The organism is Sphingomonas pseudosanguinis, assembly GCF_014196255.1.
Taxonomy (GTDB): domain Bacteria; phylum Pseudomonadota; class Alphaproteobacteria; order Sphingomonadales; family Sphingomonadaceae; genus Sphingomonas; species Sphingomonas pseudosanguinis.
The window spans coordinates 76,910-91,828 of record NZ_JACIDH010000007.1 but is presented as its reverse complement, the minus strand read 5'-3'; the positions used below and the strand labels follow the sequence as shown (position 1 = coordinate 91,828).

Sequence of the window (14,919 nt, the reverse complement as noted above, 5' to 3'; positions counted from 1 at the left end):
CGTTGATGGCCTGACAGGGCTCGGCCGCGATCCTAACCCGCCATCCGCGCTGATCCCCCAGCTGGCCCCGCCTTTTGGTCGACCGTGCGGAACAACCGGGCGCGCGGCGCGTGCGATCCCCATTGCCCGGCGGCGCGAAACGCGCTTTATGGGACCCAGTCCCATGACGCCGACCTTCCTTTCCCGCGCTTCGTTGGCGCTCGCCCTGATGCTGGCGACCGCTCCGTTTCCGATTTTGGCCCAGGCGATGGTCCAGGCGCTTCCCGGTACGACCGATGCCGATCGGCTGGGGGACGTGATGCGCCGCGTGGCGCAGAACCCGCGCGACGTGAACGCGCTGATCGAAGCGGCGCAGCTGTCCATTCATCTCGACGACCTGTCGGGTGCGGCATCGCTGCTGGCGCGTGCCGAAAAGGTCGATCCGCGCGATCCCCGGATCAAGGCGGGCATGGGGTCGATCCTCGTCCGCTCCGAGCGGCCGGGCGAGGCGCTGCGTTACTTCGCGCAGGCCGAGGCGGCGGGACTGCCGAGCGCGCAGTTCGCGGCCGATCGCGGTTTTGCCTATGACCTGGTCGGCGATCAGCCCCGGGCGCAGCGCGAATATCGCACCGCGATCGCCAGCGCGCCGACCGACGAGATCATCCGCCGCTATGCGCTGTCGCTCGGCATTTCGGGGCAGCGCGAGCAGGCGCTCGAACAGCTCGACCCGCTGCTGCGCAAGACCGACCGCGCCGCCTGGCGTGCGCGCGCCTTCATCCTGGCGATGACCGGCGACATGCCCGAGGCGACGCGCATCGCCGCGACGATGATGCCGCCGCAGCTGGCTCAGGGGCTGCAACCCTTTTTCCAGCGTCTGCCGACCCTGCCGGCGGTCGACCGCGCTTTTGCCGTGCATTTCGGCGAGACGCGCGCCACGCCCGAGCGGCTGGCCGATGCGCGGCTGGCACCGGTTCTCCCCGCGCTGACGCCGACCACCGCGCCGGTACAGATGGCGGCGGCGACCCCGGTCGCAGCCCCCGTCGCGACGCGGACCGATCCGCGTCGTGCGGGCCGCACCACGGCACGCGGCAATCGCGGTGTGGCGCTGGCCGCCAGCGTTCCCAGCACGACGCCGCCGCCCGCGCCGGTCCAGATGGCATCGGCCACGCCGGTGCGCACACCGACCGAGCAGCGAGTCACGCCCGCCGCCGCGCCCATGCGCATGGTTCAGCCGCTGCCCGGTTTCACCTCGTCCCTGCCGGCGGCAACGAGTTCAGCGCCCGCCACCAGCGTTGCGGCGACCGAGCCGGCGCGGCCCATGATCCAGCCGCTGCCGACGACGACATCGCCGACCCAGGTCGGGCAGACCGCGACGGTGCAACCGCTGCCATCAACGGCGACGTCGGTCGTACAGGCGACGCCCGCGACATCGGTCGCACAGGCCACGCCCGTCACGCCGCCGGTCGAGATGGCGCAGACCGCGACGACCGCACCGACCCCGACGGCGGTGGCCACCGCGATGATCCAGCCGCTGCCACCCCGGACCGAGGAACCGGCACCGGCGCCGAACCCCGTGGCGTCGGCACCGCGTCGCACTTCGCTCGCGGCGGCACGGGCGGTGCGTGAGGATTCGGTGCTGGCGCGGATCGTCGCCAATCTGTCGATCCCCGCTTCCGAACTCGGCGTCGAGGGGCCGGACCGCCCCGCCGTGATCGCCGCCAATACGCCGATGAGCAGCGGCTCGCAGCGCGTCCTGGCCGAGGCGAAGGCCAAGGCCGAGCGGGATGAGGCCGCGCGCGAAAAGGCGGCCGAAGTCGTCGAGCCGCCCGTCCGCGATCCCAAGGCGATTGCCGCCGAGCGCAAGGCCAAGCTCGCCAAGGCCGCCGCCGACAAGAAGGCGCTGGCGCTCAAAAAGGCCGAGGCCGAGAAGAAGGCGCTCGCCGACAAGGAAGCCGCCGAGGAGAAGCGCAAGGCGCGCGCCAACCCGTCGCGCATCTGGGTCCAGGTCGCGGGCGGCGCGAACGAGAGCGACCTGCCCAAGGCCTGGGCCGCAACCAAGGCCAAGGCGCCCGAACTCTTCGCTGGGCATCAGGGTTACAAGACGCCGCTGCGCGCGACGCACCGCGTGCTGACCGGCCCGTTCAAGACCGATGACGAGGCGCGGGCGTTCGTCAACAAGCTGGCCAAGAAGGGCGTGTCGGCCTTCCCGGTCAGCAGCGAGGCGGGGCAGGCGGTCACGCGGCTCGACGCGAAGTAACGCGATGACCCGCTTCGCGCCCTGGGCGTCGTTTCCCGAGCAGAGCCGGGGACGCCGCCATGACGAGACCAAGGGGTTGGAGCGTGGCCCGCGCGACGCGTTCCAGCGCGACCGCGACCGGATCATCCATTCGATCAGCTTCCGCCGGCTGCGTCACAAGACGCAGGTCTTCATGGCCCCCGATGGCGACCATTTTCGTGTCCGCCTGACCCATAGCCTGGAGGTCGCGCAGATCGGCCGGACGATCGCGCGCACGCTGGGGTTGAACGAAGACCTGACCGAGGCGCTGTGCCTGGCGCATGACATCGGCCATCCGCCCTTCGGCCATGCCGGCGAGGATGCGCTGAAGGCGGCGCTGACCGATCAGGGCGGGTTCGATCACAACGGCCATACGCTGCGCACGCTGACGGCGATCGAGCGGCCCTATCCGCGCTGGGACGGGTTGAATCTGACCTGGGAGACGCTGGAGGGGCTGGCCAAGCATAACGGGCCGGTGCGCCATCCCGGCTGGGCGCTGCGTGAGGCGGATGCCGACTTCCCGCTCGATCTGGAGAGCCATGCCTCGCTGGAGGCGCAGGTCGCGGCGCTGGCCGACGACATCGCCTATGACAATCACGACATCGACGATGGCCTGCGTGCCGGGCTGTTGACGCTCGACCAGATGCTGGCGGTGCCGCTGGTTGCGCGCGGCTGGGACGTGGCGCGGGCGAAGTTTCCCGATGTCGCCCCCAAGCGGCTGGCGAGCGAGCTGATCCGTTCACAGATCGGGGTGATGGTCAACGATCTGGTCGCCGAGACGCGGCGGCGGATCGCCGAGAGCGGGGTAGGGGACGTCGCCGATGTCCGCGCCGCTGGCCGCGCGCTGGTCGGCTTTTCGGACGCGATGCGGGTCGAGGAGCGCGACCTGAAGCGCTTTATGTACGCCAATCTCTATCACCACCCGCGCCAGCTGGCGGCGGCGGATGCGGCGCATGGCATCGTCAAGGGTCTGTTCGCCGCCTATCGCGCCGACCCGGCGCTGCTACCCGAGGAATGGCGCGAACGCCTGCCCGAGGCCGAACCCGAGCGCAGCCGGCATATCGCCGACTTCATCGCTGGCATGACCGATCGCTACGCCGTGCGCAGCTACCAGCAGATCGTCGGCCCGATCGACCTGCCCGAGGGGTTCTGACGCGCGACAATCTGCCAAAGAACACCCCTCCCCTTAAGGGGAGGGGCTTGCTTCGGCCGACACATGGTCGTCACACTTCGACGAGGGCAGATCGCCTCGGCCTTGCGCGTCAATGGACCCATTCGGGGTCGGTGGTGAAGACGATCGTCAGCCATAGGTCCGGGCTGTCATGGCCCAGCGCCTGGCCGATCTCGTCGCGCAGCGCGTCCCATTCCTCCAGGCGGCGTGCCGGCCAGTGGCGCGGCACGATGAAGTTCAGCTCGATCTGAATGCCGCGCCCGACCCGCGCGACGAAGGCGCGGTGGCCCAGAAAGCCGTGCGCGGCATCGATCCTGTCCGCCACATCCTCGACCTGCACCCGCAGGTCATAGGGGGTGACGAGCAGGATTTCGGACAGCGCCTTGCGCACGCTGGCGATCGGCACGGGGATGATGACAATACAGATGATCAGCAGCGCGACCGGATCGATATAGGGGGTCATCCACGCCCAGCGGCCGCCGTCGATCGCATGGCCGATGACGAAAGAGGCGAACAGCGACCCGCTGAGCGCCGCCGTCATGCCCCAGGAGCGCGCGTCCATCGCCACAAACTCCGACCCGATCGACCGGTTGGCCCGGCGTACGTAGAACGCCATCCCCAGGTCGATGATGAGGCTGATCCCCGTATAGATCAGAACCGCGCCTAACGAGGGCGCATGGCCGCCGCCCAGGATGATGCGGGTCGCATCCAGCATCGCATAGAGCGCCGCGCCGGTCAGAAGCATGCCGTTCACCCCCAGCACAATCGGCTCGAGATGCCAGAAGCCCATGGTGAAGCGCTTGCTATAGCTCTGGCCCATCGCATCGGCCGCGTTCGACGCCGCGATCAGCCGCGCGACCATCAGCGCCAGCCCGGTCATCACCGCATCGATCAGGCCGTACACACCGTCGAACATGATCGCCGACGACCCCGCGATCAGACCGATCACCGCGCCGAGCACCGCCATCAGGAACGTCACCGCGATGGAGAGACGTAAGATTCCTTGTTCTGTCTGCATGTCCCTGTGTCCCGAACCCTCGCGCCGCATAACCAATACGGATGCGTAATGGTGCCATGGCGATGGGATTTTCGGGTACGGGGGCGGGCTTTCCCGCAAAGAGAAGGCGGCCCGCCCCGTCGGGGGCGAGCCGCCTATGCCGTTCGGAACCGGTGCCGCGTATCAGCGAGCGCTGGTTTCGATGCCGGCGCCGGTCGCGCCCTTGGCTTCGTAGGTGCTGAACGACACCGGGCCGTTGCCGGTGAAGCCGGTCACGCGGTGGCCCTTCACGACGAAGCGGAACGCCTCGCCGCCGGGATAGCGGTGGCCTTCGATGACCGGGTGGCCGTTGTCGACCGACCGGGTGTAGACATAGGTGCTGCCTTCGTGAACGAAGCGCTGCTCGCCCTCGGCGGCGACGGCACCGAAGGTCGGAACGGCGGCGGCGACGGTGGCGGCCAGGATCAGAATGGTCTTGCGCATGATCGAAACTCCCGCATTGTGCGTTGAGCCGGATCAGGTCCTCTCGCGCGTTTGCCCGCGCTTTCAACTTTCGTCCGACAATTTATTGCGGTGCAGCATGGCCGGCAACTGCAAAGACCTGTGCCGCGATTGCAATGGGTGCATCCGTCCTGGGCATCCGTCTCGAACGGGGGCCAAGCATGATTTGAAGCGGCGCGCCGATCTCGCTAAAGCGCAACGCTTTGCTACCCCGATCGGACGATGTGATGACCCTCTACACCCGCTTTGCCGCGCATATCGATGCGGCGCTGGACACGCTGGTCGCCGCCGGCACGCTGCCCGGCGGGCTGGATCGCCGCAACGTCACGGTCGAGCCGCCGCGCGACGCCAGCCATGGCGACCTCGCCACCAACGCCGCAATGGTGCTGGCCAAGCCCGCCGGCACCAATCCGCGCGCGCTGGCCGAGGCGATCGCCGCCGAGCTGGGCAAGCTGGACGAGGTGGAGAGCGTCTCGGTCGCGGGGCCGGGCTTCCTCAACATGCGGCTGACCGAGGCGGCGTGGCGTGACGAACTGGCCGCGATCCCGCAGGCGGGCGGCGATTATGGCCGTTCGGCGCGTGGGCAGGGTGTGACCGTCAATATCGAATATGTCTCGGCCAATCCGACGGGGCCGATGCATATGGGCCATTGCCGCGGCGCGGTGGTGGGCGACGCGCTCGCCACGCTGTTGGAGTTCGCGGGCCATAAGGTCATCCGCGAATATTATGTCAACGACGCCGGCGGCCAGGTCGACGTGCTCGCCCGCTCGGCGCACCTGCGCTACCGCGAGGCGCTGGGCGCGACGATCGAAATTCCCGAAGGCCTGTATCCGGGCGAGTATCTGAAGCCCATCGGTGCCGAACTCGCCGCCGAATATGGCGACAAGTACGTCGATGCGCCCGAGAGCGAATGGCTGACCCTGTTCCGCACCCGCGCGGTGGCGGCGATGATGGCGATGATCCGCGAGGATCTGGCGCTGCTCGGCATCCATCACGACCTCTTCTCCTCCGAGGCGGAGTTGCAGGCGGCGGGCAAGCCCGAGGCCGCCGAGGCCGAGCTGCGCTCGCGCGGCCTGGTCTATGACGGCGTGCTGGAAGCCCCCAAGGGCGAGACGCCCGAGGACTGGGAGCCGGTCGAACTGCCGCTGTTCCGCTCCAGCCAGTTCGGTGACGATCAGGATCGGCCGATCAAGAAGTCGAACGGCGCCTGGACCTATTTCGGCGCCGACCTGGCCTATCACTATCAGAAGGCGCAAGATGCCGATCAGCTGATCGACATCTGGGGTGCCGACCATGCCGGCACCGTCAAGCGCATCGTCGCGGCGGTCGAGGCGCTGACCGGTGGCAAGACCAAGTTCGACGTGAAGCTCGTCCAGATGGTCCGCCTGCTGCGCGGTGGCGAGCCGGTGAAGATGTCGAAGCGCGCGGGCAATTTCGTCACCTTGGCGGACGTCGTGCGCGAGGTCGGCAAGGACGTGGTGCGCTTCACGATGCTGACCCGGCGCTCGGACGCGCAGATGGACTTCGACTTCGCCAAGGTGGTCGAGGCGTCGAAGGACAATCCCGTCTTCTACGTGCAGTACGCCCATGCCCGCATCGCCTCGCTCAAGCGTCGCGCAGCCGAGGCGGGGATTGCGGGCGGCGATGCCGATCTGGCGCTGCTCGATGCCGAGGATCTGGCGCTGGTGAAGCTGGCCGCGCAATTCCCGCGCATCGTCGAGACGGCGGCCGCCGCGCGCGAACCCCATCGTATCGCATTCTATCTCTACGACCTGGCGGCGGCCTTCCATGCCGCCTGGAATGTCGGCAATGATCGCCCCGATCGCCGCTTCCTGATCGCCGAAGACGCCGCCGTCACCACCGCGCGTCTTTTCCTGGCCGATGGGATCGGGCAAATCATTCGTAACGGTCTGGCGCTAATGGGCGTCGAGGCTGTGTCGGAGATGAAGTGATGGCGGACGAGATGGACCTGCGCGGATATGACCGGCCCGAGGAGGATCGTCTCCCCTGGCTGGAGACGGTCGAGCCCGACGAACCCGAGGGCGTCGGCATCGGCAAGGTCGTGGCGCTGGTCATCATCGGCCTGGCGATCCTGGCCGCGATCGGCTTCGGCTTCTACAAATGGCAGGCGAGCCGCGCCGCGAGCGACGGTGACGGCGCGCTGATCGCCGCGCCCGAGGGCGATTACAAGGTGCGTCCGGCCGATCCCGGCGGGCTGAAGGTCAAGGGCGAGGGCGACACCGCCATCGCCACCAGTGCGGGCAAGACCGGCGGCACCGGCGCGATCGATCTGCGCGCCGTGCCCGAAGCGCCGATGAACGGCACCCGCGTCGTCCAGAAGCCGAGCGAACCCAATGGCGGTCGCAACGCCGTGGCGCAGGTGCCCGAATCGGGCGGCAAGCTGGTCGCGCCCGCACCGGTGACCGCCGCACGGCCCGCGCCGGCTGCCCCTTCGGGCAGCGGTTCGATGGTCCAGTTGGGCGCCTATCCCAGCGAGGCCTCGGCCAATGCGGCCTGGGACCGTTTCTCCAAGCGCTTTTCCTATGTCGCGGCGCTGGGCAAGGTGGTCCAGCCGGTCGCGTCGAACGGCAAGACGCTCTACCGCCTGCGCGTCAACACCGGCAGCGCCAACCAGGCCGCCGATATTTGCGGCCGTCTGCGCGTCGCGGGCGAGGCCTGCTTCGTCGCCAGCTGATCGATCACACCCCCGGTGCTGGCGCGCCGGGGGCCGGAGCCTGCCATGATCCCCGTCATTTACGGCCTGTCGGGCCCGGTGCTCACCCCCGAGGAACGGGCGTTCTTCGCCTCGGTCGAACCGGCGGGCTATATCCTGTTCAAGCGCAACATCGTCGATCGGGCGCAGGTGCGCGCGCTGACCGACGATCTGCGCGCGCTGGCGGGGCGTGACGATCTGGCGATCCTGATCGATCAGGAAGGGGGCCGTGTCGCGCGGATGGGGCCGCCCGAATGGCCGGCTTTCCCCGCCGGGCCCGCCTTCGCCAAACTCTATGCCATCGCGCCGATGTCGGCGATCCAGGCGATGCGCGCCAATGGCCAGGCGCTGGGCCTGATGCTGCGCGAGGTCGGCATCACCGTCGACTGCGCGCCGCTGCTCGATGTTGCGCAAAGCGACACGACCGAGGCGATCGCGTGCCGGGCTTATGGCGCGGAGCCGATGCAGGTCGCGGCGCTCGGGCGCGCGATGCTGGAGGGGCTGGCGGCGGCGGGTGTCGTCGGCGTGGTCAAGCACATGCCCGGCCATGGCCGCGCGCTGGTCGACTCGCACCATCTGCTCCCCACCGTTACCGCGAGCGAGGCGGAGCTGGCGGTCGACCTCGAACCCTTCCGCACGCTGGCCGCCACACCGATGGGCATGACCAGCCATATCGTCTTCGAGGCGTGGGACGCCGAGCGCCCCGCCACGCTGTCGCCGATCGTGATCGAGGACATCATCCGCCGGCGCATCGGCTTCGACGGTCTGTTGATGACCGACGACATCGACATGAAGGCGCTGAGCGGCACTGCCGGCGAGAAGGCGGCAGGTGCGCTGGCGGCGGGGTGCGACCTCGTGCTCGATTGTTGGGCGCGGATGGACGAGATGGTCGAGATCGCGGGCTGCGTGCCTGCAATCACCGAGGCGGCTCGGGCGCGGCTCGATCGGGCCATGGCCAGTGTCGGGGCGGGGGAGGGTGACTTCGCCAACCTGATCGCCCGCCGCGACGCGCTCCTCGCGCTGGCGGATTGAATCCCAAATCCTCCCCGGCGCGGGGAGGTGGCAGGGCGCGGCCCTGACGGAGGGGGGCTTCCCCATAGGACATCCCAAGTGGCGATCCCCCTCCACCATGCGCCGCATGGTCCCCCTCTCCTTGCAGGGGAGGAATAAGGGTCATCGCTCGGCGAACAGCCGCAGCACATTCTGCACAAACGCCTCCCGCGCCACCGGGTCTTGCCAGTCCGCCATCGTCACCGATCGCATCATCAACGGCATCGCCACCGCCCCCAGGAGCAGGCTGACATACACCGCCGGATCGCGTCCCGGCCGGGCGGAACCGTGCGCCTCTGCCACGATCGGCAGCATGGCGGCGCGGTACACCTCCCACATCCGCGCGATCACATAGTCGCGTCGCACGCCCGGTCGCGAAATCTGGTCGATGAAGAACCGGCCCAGATCGGGCAGCTTCAGGTTCAGTCGCACAAACGCCTCGACCGCACCGGCCAGCCGGTCCCGCGCCGGTGCGTCGGGGCCTTGCGCGACATCCGCGAACATGTCCTCCAGCCGGCGCGAGACATCGTCGACGATCGCCTGCCACAGCCCCATCTTGCCGTCATAGCGCCGGGCGATCAGCGCGGCGTCGACCCCGGCCGCCTCCGCGACCTGACGCAGATGGGTCCCCTCCCAACCATGCTGGGCAAAGGCGGCGACGGCGGCGTCGAGGATCTGACGGGGATCGGGGCCTTCCTCTTTACGCGGACGCCCTCGGGCGCGGCGGGTGATCATGGTCGTCATGGCGCCTGCAGATAAATCAACAGGTGATGATTTAAAGGTCGTCGTCAGTCGGTCGGTCCGGCGTGTCTCGCCTTCACGGCGGATCGTCGCTAAGCTGTTCGGTGATGACGGGGGAACAGCTGACGCTTGATCTGGACGGGTGGGAGGGGCCGCTCGATCTTCTGCTGTCGCTGGCCCGGTCGCAAAAGGTCGATCTGCGCCAAATCTCGATTCTCGCGCTGGTCGAGCAATATCTCCGCTTCGTCGACCGCGCGGGGCGGATGCAGCTGGAGCTGGCCGCCGATTATCTCGTGATGGCGGCATGGCTCGCCTATCTCAAATCCGCGCTGCTGCTGCCGCGTCAGCCCGAGGAGGAGCCCGACCCTGAGGAACTGGCGCTGCGTCTGCAACTCCGGCTCGAACGGCTGGCGGCGATGCGCGAGGCGGGCGCGCGGCTGATGGCGCGGGATCGGCTGGGCCGCGATGTCTTCGCACGCGGCGCGCCCGAGGGGCTGGCGGTGCAGCGCAAGGCGCTGTGGCAGGCCGAACTCTATGACCTGATCTCCGCTTATGGCCGGATCAACGCGCGTACCCGCCCGGTCATGCATGTCGTCGCCGATCGACAGGTGATGACGCTGGAGGCCGCGCTGGAGCGGGTCTCGATGCTGGTGGGAGCCCGCGTCGACTGGTCGGCGATCGAGACCTTCCTGCCCGATGGCAGCGAGCGTCTGCGGCGCTCGGCGCTCGCCTCCAGTTTCCTGGCGGTGCTGGAACTGGCGCGGCAGGGCAAGGTCGAGCTGCGACAGGCCGAACCCTTTGCGCCGCTGTTCGTGCGTCAGCCGGCATGAGCGAGATCGACCCGATAGTCCGCGCGGTCGAGGCCGTGCTGTTCGCCTCGACCGAACCGATGGGGATCGATTCGATCCGCGCCTATGTCGCGGATACCGACAATGCCGCCATCCGCGCCGCGCTCGACACGCTGGAGGCGCAGTATCGCGGCCGGGGCATCGCGCTCGTCCGGCGCGGCGATCGCTGGCATTTCCAGACCGCGCCCGATCTGGCGCATCTGCTGCGCCGCGACCGCGAGGAGGCGCGCCGCCTGTCGCGCGCCGGGATCGAGACGCTGGCGATCATCGCCTATCACGAACCCGTCAGCCGCGCCGAGATCGAGGCGATCCGCGGCGTCGCCATCTCCAAGGGCACGCTCGACGTGCTGATGGAGGCGGGGTGGGTTCGCCCCGCCGGCCGCCGCGAGGTGCCGGGGCGGCCGCTGATCTATGCGACGACGCCCGCTTTCCTCCAGCATTTCGGGCTGACCAGCCGCCGCGACCTTCCGGGGCTGGAGGACCTGCGCGCCGCCGGGCTGCTCGATCCGGTCGACCTCGCTCTCGAAAAACTGGATGACGAGGCGGATAACGCCGCATCGGCGGCGTCGGACGGCGAATGAGCTTTCCTTTGCGTCACCGCTACGTCACAATGCGCAGGCACGGCTCCGCATCCCTGATCGGGGCTTGTCCGCATCGCTCGACCATTGCCGCTGGCGATGCCAAGGCCTAGATAGACCATAGATTCCCAGGAGACGTGCCATGGGCAGCTTCAGCCCGATCCACCTTCTTGTCCTCGCCATCGTCGCCATCCTGCTGCTCGGCGGCGGCCGTTTCTCGAACCTGATGGGCGATGTCGCCAAGGGCGTGAAGAACTTCAAGAAGGGCATGGCCGAGGAAGACGAAAAGCCCGCCAAGCCATCCGCCCGTATCGAGGCGCAGAAGTCGGCCGAGCCCGCCTTCGACCGCGATGGCGAGCGCGTGCGCGACGATCGCTGATCCGGTTTCCCAGCTAGCACCGGATTTCCATGTTCAACATCGACTCGAGCGAGTTCCTGCTCGTCGCCATCGTGGCGCTCGTCGTCATCGGTCCCAAGGACCTGCCCAAGGCGATGCGCGTCGTCGGTTACTGGGTGGGCAAGGCGCGTGGCGTCTCGCGCCAGTTCCGCCAGGGCTTTGACAATATGGTGCGCGAGGCCGAGCTGGAGGAGATGGAGAAGCGCTGGGCGGCGGAGAATGAGCGGATCATGCGCGAGCATGCCGCCGATGCGCCCCCGGCGGTGAACGATCCGGCGCCGGCCCCGACCCCGACCCCGACCTCGCCGGCTTTGGTCGATCATTCGCCGGACCATGGCTCGGCGACCGCTACGCAGCATGACGATCAGAGCGACCGACCGGTGATGGTCGAAAAGCCCGTCATCGGCCCCGCGCCGGTCGATCCTCACACGCCCCGCCCCAATGAGGGCGCCGCATCGTGAGCGAGCATGACGAAATCGACGCCAGCCGCGCGCCTCTGCTTGAACATCTGATCGAGCTGCGTCGGCGGCTGCTCTATTGCATCGTCGCGATCGGCATCGCCTTTGGCGTGTCGATGTACTTCTCGGAGGCGATTTTCGGCTTCCTGGCCAGGCCACTATTGGCGGCGGGGCAGGGCACCGTCATCTATACCGAGATTTTCGAGGCGTTCTTCGTCCAGGTGAAGGTCGCCTTCTTCGCAGCGATGATGATCGCCTTTCCGGTAATCGCCAACCAGCTCTGGCAGTTCGTGGCGCCGGGGCTGTACCGCAAGGAAAAGAAGGCGCTGCTGCCCTTCCTGTTGGCAACGCCCGTGTTGTTCCTGATGGGCGCAGCAATGGCCTATTATATCGCCATCCCGATGGCGCTGCACTTCTTGCTGGGCTTTGACGGCATGGTCGGCGGCGTGAAGCGCGAGGCGCTGCCGGCGATCGGCAACTATTTGTCCTTCGTGATGCAGTTCCTGTTCGCCTTCGGTCTGGCCTTTCTGCTGCCGGTGCTGCTGATGCTGCTGGAGCGGGCCGGGATCGTCACCCGCAAGCAGCTGATCGGCGCGCGGCGCTATGCGATCGTGGCGGCGACCGCGATCGCGGCGGTGCTGACCCCGCCCGACCTAATGTCGCAGGTGCTGCTCGCGGTGCCGCTGATCATCCTCTACGAACTGGCGATCATCGGTATCTGGTTCACCGAACGCAGCCGGGCGAAGCAGGGCGACACGGAAGAGGCGGACGCCGACGCTGTCGCGTGATCGGGTTTGTGGGCTTGGTTGAAGGGGCCTCGGCGAAAGCCGGGGCCTTTTTTATTGGGGGTGGGGCGTGGCCTTCGACTTCGCTCAGGCCGAACCGCGGTGGGGGATCGGGGCCAGCTACAACGCCCGTTCAGCCTGAGCGAAGTCGAAGGCCAAGGGAATCCCCGCATGCCAAGACGCGAAAAAGGCCCCGGCGGAGACCGCCGGAGCCCTTGAAACGCATCCAGCCGGGTGACGGGCTTACTTGGCGTCGTTGGCCGTCTTGGCGACCGTGTTGCCAGCCGAGCTGACGTCGCGGCCAACGCCCTCGACCGTGTTGCAAGCGCTGACCAGCAGCGCGCTGGCGACGATGGCCAGACCCATGAGCTTGCGCATTCCGTGTCTCCTTTTGACAAAACTCGTGCCTGCCGAATGCACGGCAAACGGTTTCGTTCCGGCTGTGTCACGGACAAGTGCGGCGATGTGGGGAGAAATGATTAAGGCCTGGAAGCATCACCGGGGGGGGGGGGAGGGTGGATGCTTCCAGGCCTATGTCTTGGACAGCGAGAGCGGGGGGGCATAAGTTCGCTATCCGAAGATCAAAACCCACTGAGCGGGCATGGGTTCCAGCGAATTTGCGCAACTGCGAATCTTTTTCGTGGAGGCGGATAGGGCTGACGTTCACCCGTTTCGCCCCAGGCAAGGGGAGGTGGCAGGCCGACAGGTCTGACGGGGGCGTTTAAGAGACCGGCCGCAACCACGAGGGAGATACCCCTCACACGCCTTCCGATGGCCCCCTTTACGGGAAGGAAAGAAAAGGGGCGGCCCGAGTGTCGATCCGCCCCAGGCGGTCAATCGCGTCCGACGATCGAAATCGCGATCTCATAGGCGCCGGTCAGCGGATCGTGATGCAGCGGCGCGCGCAACTGGCGGGCCAGCCCTTCCATCACGCGGCCATAGCGCTTGCCGATCAGTTCGCGCAGTCGATCGGTTTCGACCAGCGCGCGCGATACGACGCGAACGACCGCGCGGCCTTCATCCTCGGCCGGCTTGATCGCGACGCGGATCTGCGCGGCGGGATCGCAGTTCATCGCCAGCTCCAGCGTCTCGGTGACCAGGAAGGCGACCGCGACCGCGACGTCCTGGTTGACGAGCAGCGGCGCGACGTCGAGCGAGATGCCGATGCCTGAGGCACCCTCGGGCGCGGTGGCGCGAATATTGGCGGCCAGTTCGCCGATCATCGTCCGCAGGTTCAGCCCGCGATTATCCTCCAGCTCGGCGAAATGATGGCGGTGGACGACCGCCAGCGCATCGACGCGCCGCTGGATCGAGGAATAGGCGGCCATCGCCTCGGGACCGGTCGCGCCGCGCGCGTGGAAATTGATCAGGCTGGAGATGACCTGAAGATTGTTCTTCACGCGGTGATGGACTTCGCGCGTCAGCTTGGTCTGGCGGACCAGGCCGTCGGCCAGCCCGGCCTCGTGCGTGGCGACGGTCTGGGTGATCGCTTCGAAGGTTTCGGCGAGATCGCGGATTTCCTGCGCGGGCGCGGCCTCGACCTGCGAGATGTCGAGTGTCTCGCCCGGCTGATAGGCGGCGACGATGCCGCGCAGCTGACGCAAGGGGCGGATCAACAGGCGATCGACGACGATCCAGCCGATCAGCACGGCGGCCAGCCACATCAGCAGCGGCAGCGCGAGCGCGACGATCAGCGAGGAGGTGATCGGGGCGCTGGGTGCCGAGGTGCGCAACACCAGCCCGGCGACGCCGAGTTCGGTGCGCATCGTCTTCATCCGCTCCAGCGGACCTTGGCTCGCGAGCCTTTCGATCGAAAGCGATTCGCCGTCCAGCTCCATCACGCTTTCGATCGGCGTGCTGTGGCTGTTCTGGTCGACCAGCGAGCGGAGGAAGGCCAGCGGGAAGAAGGCGCGCGCCTGCGCACGGCCGTCATGGCTGGCGACCGAGAGGACGAGCCCCTGGCCGGGCAACAGGTCCGCGCCGATCGGCGACCCGTCGACAGGCGTCGGCAGCGCGGCGGGCAGCGGATCGCCGCACAGCGTGCGTCCGGCGCGGTCGGTGATCAGGAAGCGCGCACCGGTCATCGACTGCTGGGCGAAGACGCCCTGCGCGCGCGCGCAGCTGGGGGCGTCGAGCGGGTCCTGGCCGAGCGCGCGGACCGCGACGCGCAGCGCGGTCATGTCACCCATCAACTCGGTGGCGATGGCACGTGCGTCTTCGTTGGCGGCGATGCGCAGCCGGCCGCTCGCCTCGCTGTCGGCGAGACGGGTCGTCTGCAAGGTGGCGAAAACCGCGATCGCGGCCAGCACGAACAGAGTACTGCCGAGAACCAGCACCAGCCTGGCGCCGGTGGTCAGCCGCGGGGAGGGGGGGCGGACGCGCTCGGTCGGTTCGACATCAGCGGATTGGGGAGGCGTGCTGTCCAT

The 14,919-nt window shown here is 68.1% G+C and carries 15 protein-coding genes; 10 read left to right on the top strand and 5 right to left on the bottom strand.

Annotated elements, in window-relative coordinates:
* Nucleotides 1-163 precede the first annotated feature (163 nt).
* Both GGR48_RS09720 and GGR48_RS09715 read left to right on the top strand, forming a co-directional pair.
* The gene (locus GGR48_RS09720; RefSeq protein ID WP_183951716.1) at nucleotides 164-2,236 is read left to right on the top strand and encodes an SPOR domain-containing protein; all 2,073 of its coding nucleotides are present in this window, start codon (nucleotides 164-166) and stop codon (nucleotides 2,234-2,236) included.
* Between the two features lie 4 nt (nucleotides 2,237-2,240).
* The gene (locus tag GGR48_RS09715) at nucleotides 2,241-3,407 is read left to right on the top strand and encodes a deoxyguanosinetriphosphate triphosphohydrolase (protein WP_183951715.1); all 1,167 of its coding nucleotides are present in this window, start codon (nucleotides 2,241-2,243) and stop codon (nucleotides 3,405-3,407) included.
* Nucleotides 3,408-3,516: 109 nt separating this feature from the next.
* On the opposite strand, the gene GGR48_RS09710 is transcribed toward GGR48_RS09715, so the two are convergent.
* Together GGR48_RS09710 and GGR48_RS09705 are read right to left on the bottom strand one after the other, a co-directional pair.
* A complete protein-coding gene (locus tag GGR48_RS09710; protein ID WP_183951714.1) occupies nucleotides 3,517-4,443 on the bottom strand; it encodes a cation diffusion facilitator family transporter in 927 nt (308 codons plus the stop codon).
* Nucleotides 4,444-4,605: 162 nt separating this feature from the next.
* Nucleotides 4,606-4,905, bottom strand: a complete 300-nt coding sequence (locus GGR48_RS09705; protein WP_183951713.1) for a hypothetical protein — start codon at nucleotides 4,903-4,905, stop codon at nucleotides 4,606-4,608.
* 245 nt (nucleotides 4,906-5,150) lie between these two features.
* Here GGR48_RS09705 and argS point away from each other — a divergent pair, with 245 nt between their 5' ends.
* The 3 genes from argS to GGR48_RS09690 are packed head-to-tail and all read left to right on the top strand — an operon-like array spanning nucleotide 5,151 to nucleotide 8,668.
* Nucleotides 5,151-6,875 carry an arginine--tRNA ligase gene (argS, locus tag GGR48_RS09700; protein WP_183951712.1) on the top strand — a complete coding sequence of 575 codons (1,725 nt, stop codon included), beginning with the start codon at nucleotides 5,151-5,153 and terminating at the stop codon, nucleotides 6,873-6,875.
* Complete coding sequence (locus GGR48_RS09695) at nucleotides 6,875-7,618, top strand: SPOR domain-containing protein (protein WP_183951711.1); 744 nt, start codon at nucleotides 6,875-6,877, stop codon at nucleotides 7,616-7,618. The genes argS and GGR48_RS09695 overlap by 1 nt, the downstream gene beginning before the upstream one ends.
* Before the next feature lie 45 nt (nucleotides 7,619-7,663).
* Nucleotides 7,664-8,668 carry a glycoside hydrolase family 3 protein gene (locus GGR48_RS09690; RefSeq protein ID WP_183951710.1) on the top strand — a complete coding sequence of 335 codons (1,005 nt, stop codon included), beginning with the start codon at nucleotides 7,664-7,666 and terminating at the stop codon, nucleotides 8,666-8,668.
* A gap of 141 nt (nucleotides 8,669-8,809) precedes the next feature.
* On the opposite strand, the gene GGR48_RS09685 is transcribed toward GGR48_RS09690, so the two are convergent.
* Complete coding sequence (locus GGR48_RS09685) at nucleotides 8,810-9,430, bottom strand: TetR/AcrR family transcriptional regulator (protein WP_183951709.1); 621 nt, start codon at nucleotides 9,428-9,430, stop codon at nucleotides 8,810-8,812.
* Between the two features lie 104 nt (nucleotides 9,431-9,534).
* Between GGR48_RS09685 and GGR48_RS09680 the strand changes: the two genes are divergently transcribed.
* The 5 genes from GGR48_RS09680 to tatC all read left to right on the top strand — a co-directional run bounded on the left by GGR48_RS09680 (nucleotide 9,535) and on the right by tatC (nucleotide 12,496).
* On the top strand, nucleotides 9,535-10,257 hold the full coding sequence (locus tag GGR48_RS09680) for a segregation and condensation protein A (protein WP_183951708.1): 723 nt from the start codon (nucleotides 9,535-9,537) through the stop codon (nucleotides 10,255-10,257).
* Nucleotides 10,254-10,856 carry an SMC-Scp complex subunit ScpB gene (scpB, locus tag GGR48_RS09675; RefSeq protein ID WP_183951707.1) on the top strand — a complete coding sequence of 201 codons (603 nt, stop codon included), beginning with the start codon at nucleotides 10,254-10,256 and terminating at the stop codon, nucleotides 10,854-10,856. The genes GGR48_RS09680 and scpB overlap by 4 nt, the downstream gene beginning before the upstream one ends.
* 139 nt (nucleotides 10,857-10,995) lie before the next feature.
* A complete protein-coding gene (locus GGR48_RS09670; RefSeq protein WP_007405493.1) occupies nucleotides 10,996-11,232 on the top strand; it encodes a Sec-independent protein translocase subunit TatA in 237 nt (78 codons plus the stop codon).
* A 29-nt stretch (nucleotides 11,233-11,261) separates the two neighbouring features.
* Complete coding sequence (tatB, locus tag GGR48_RS09665) at nucleotides 11,262-11,711, top strand: Sec-independent protein translocase protein TatB (RefSeq protein ID WP_183951706.1); 450 nt, start codon at nucleotides 11,262-11,264, stop codon at nucleotides 11,709-11,711.
* On the top strand, nucleotides 11,708-12,496 hold the full coding sequence (tatC, locus tag GGR48_RS09660) for a twin-arginine translocase subunit TatC (RefSeq protein ID WP_183951705.1): 789 nt from the start codon (nucleotides 11,708-11,710) through the stop codon (nucleotides 12,494-12,496). Before tatB ends, tatC begins: the two co-directional genes overlap by 4 nt.
* A gap of 240 nt (nucleotides 12,497-12,736) precedes the next feature.
* Here the strand turns inward: tatC and GGR48_RS09655 are convergent, their stop codons facing one another.
* Together GGR48_RS09655 and GGR48_RS09650 are read right to left on the bottom strand one after the other, a co-directional pair.
* Entirely contained in the window at nucleotides 12,737-12,871 is a 135-nt protein-coding gene (locus GGR48_RS09655; protein ID WP_183951704.1) for an entericidin A/B family lipoprotein, read from the bottom strand.
* Nucleotides 12,872-13,326: 455 nt separating this feature from the next.
* Nucleotides 13,327-14,919 carry a sensor histidine kinase gene (locus GGR48_RS09650; RefSeq protein ID WP_183951703.1) on the bottom strand — a complete coding sequence of 531 codons (1,593 nt, stop codon included), beginning with the start codon at nucleotides 14,917-14,919 and terminating at the stop codon, nucleotides 13,327-13,329.

Bases quoted from the DNA above. Each gene is read 5' to 3' on its own strand.
- GGR48_RS09695 (WP_183951711.1), top strand. From the start codon at position 6,875: ATGGCGGACGAGATGGACCTGCGCGGATATGACCGGCCCGAGGAGGAT.
- GGR48_RS09670 (WP_007405493.1), top strand. From the start codon at position 10,996: ATGGGCAGCTTCAGCCCGATCCACCTTCTTGTCCTCGCCATCGTCGCC.
- argS (WP_183951712.1), top strand. From the start codon at position 5,151: ATGACCCTCTACACCCGCTTTGCCGCGCATATCGATGCGGCGCTGGAC.
- GGR48_RS09655 (WP_183951704.1), bottom strand. From the start codon at position 12,871: ATGCGCAAGCTCATGGGTCTGGCCATCGTCGCCAGCGCGCTGCTGGTC.
- GGR48_RS09705 (WP_183951713.1), bottom strand. From the start codon at position 4,905: ATGCGCAAGACCATTCTGATCCTGGCCGCCACCGTCGCCGCCGCCGTT.
- scpB (WP_183951707.1), top strand. From the start codon at position 10,254: ATGAGCGAGATCGACCCGATAGTCCGCGCGGTCGAGGCCGTGCTGTTC.
- GGR48_RS09715 (WP_183951715.1), top strand. From the start codon at position 2,241: ATGACCCGCTTCGCGCCCTGGGCGTCGTTTCCCGAGCAGAGCCGGGGA.
- GGR48_RS09685 (WP_183951709.1), bottom strand. From the start codon at position 9,430: ATGACGACCATGATCACCCGCCGCGCCCGAGGGCGTCCGCGTAAAGAG.
- GGR48_RS09710 (WP_183951714.1), bottom strand. From the start codon at position 4,443: ATGCAGACAGAACAAGGAATCTTACGTCTCTCCATCGCGGTGACGTTC.
- GGR48_RS09650 (WP_183951703.1), bottom strand. From the start codon at position 14,919: ATGGACAGCACGCCTCCCCAATCCGCTGATGTCGAACCGACCGAGCGC.
- GGR48_RS09720 (WP_183951716.1), top strand. From the start codon at position 164: ATGACGCCGACCTTCCTTTCCCGCGCTTCGTTGGCGCTCGCCCTGATG.
- GGR48_RS09680 (WP_183951708.1), top strand. From the start codon at position 9,535: ATGACGGGGGAACAGCTGACGCTTGATCTGGACGGGTGGGAGGGGCCG.
- tatB (WP_183951706.1), top strand. From the start codon at position 11,262: ATGTTCAACATCGACTCGAGCGAGTTCCTGCTCGTCGCCATCGTGGCG.
- GGR48_RS09690 (WP_183951710.1), top strand. From the start codon at position 7,664: ATGATCCCCGTCATTTACGGCCTGTCGGGCCCGGTGCTCACCCCCGAG.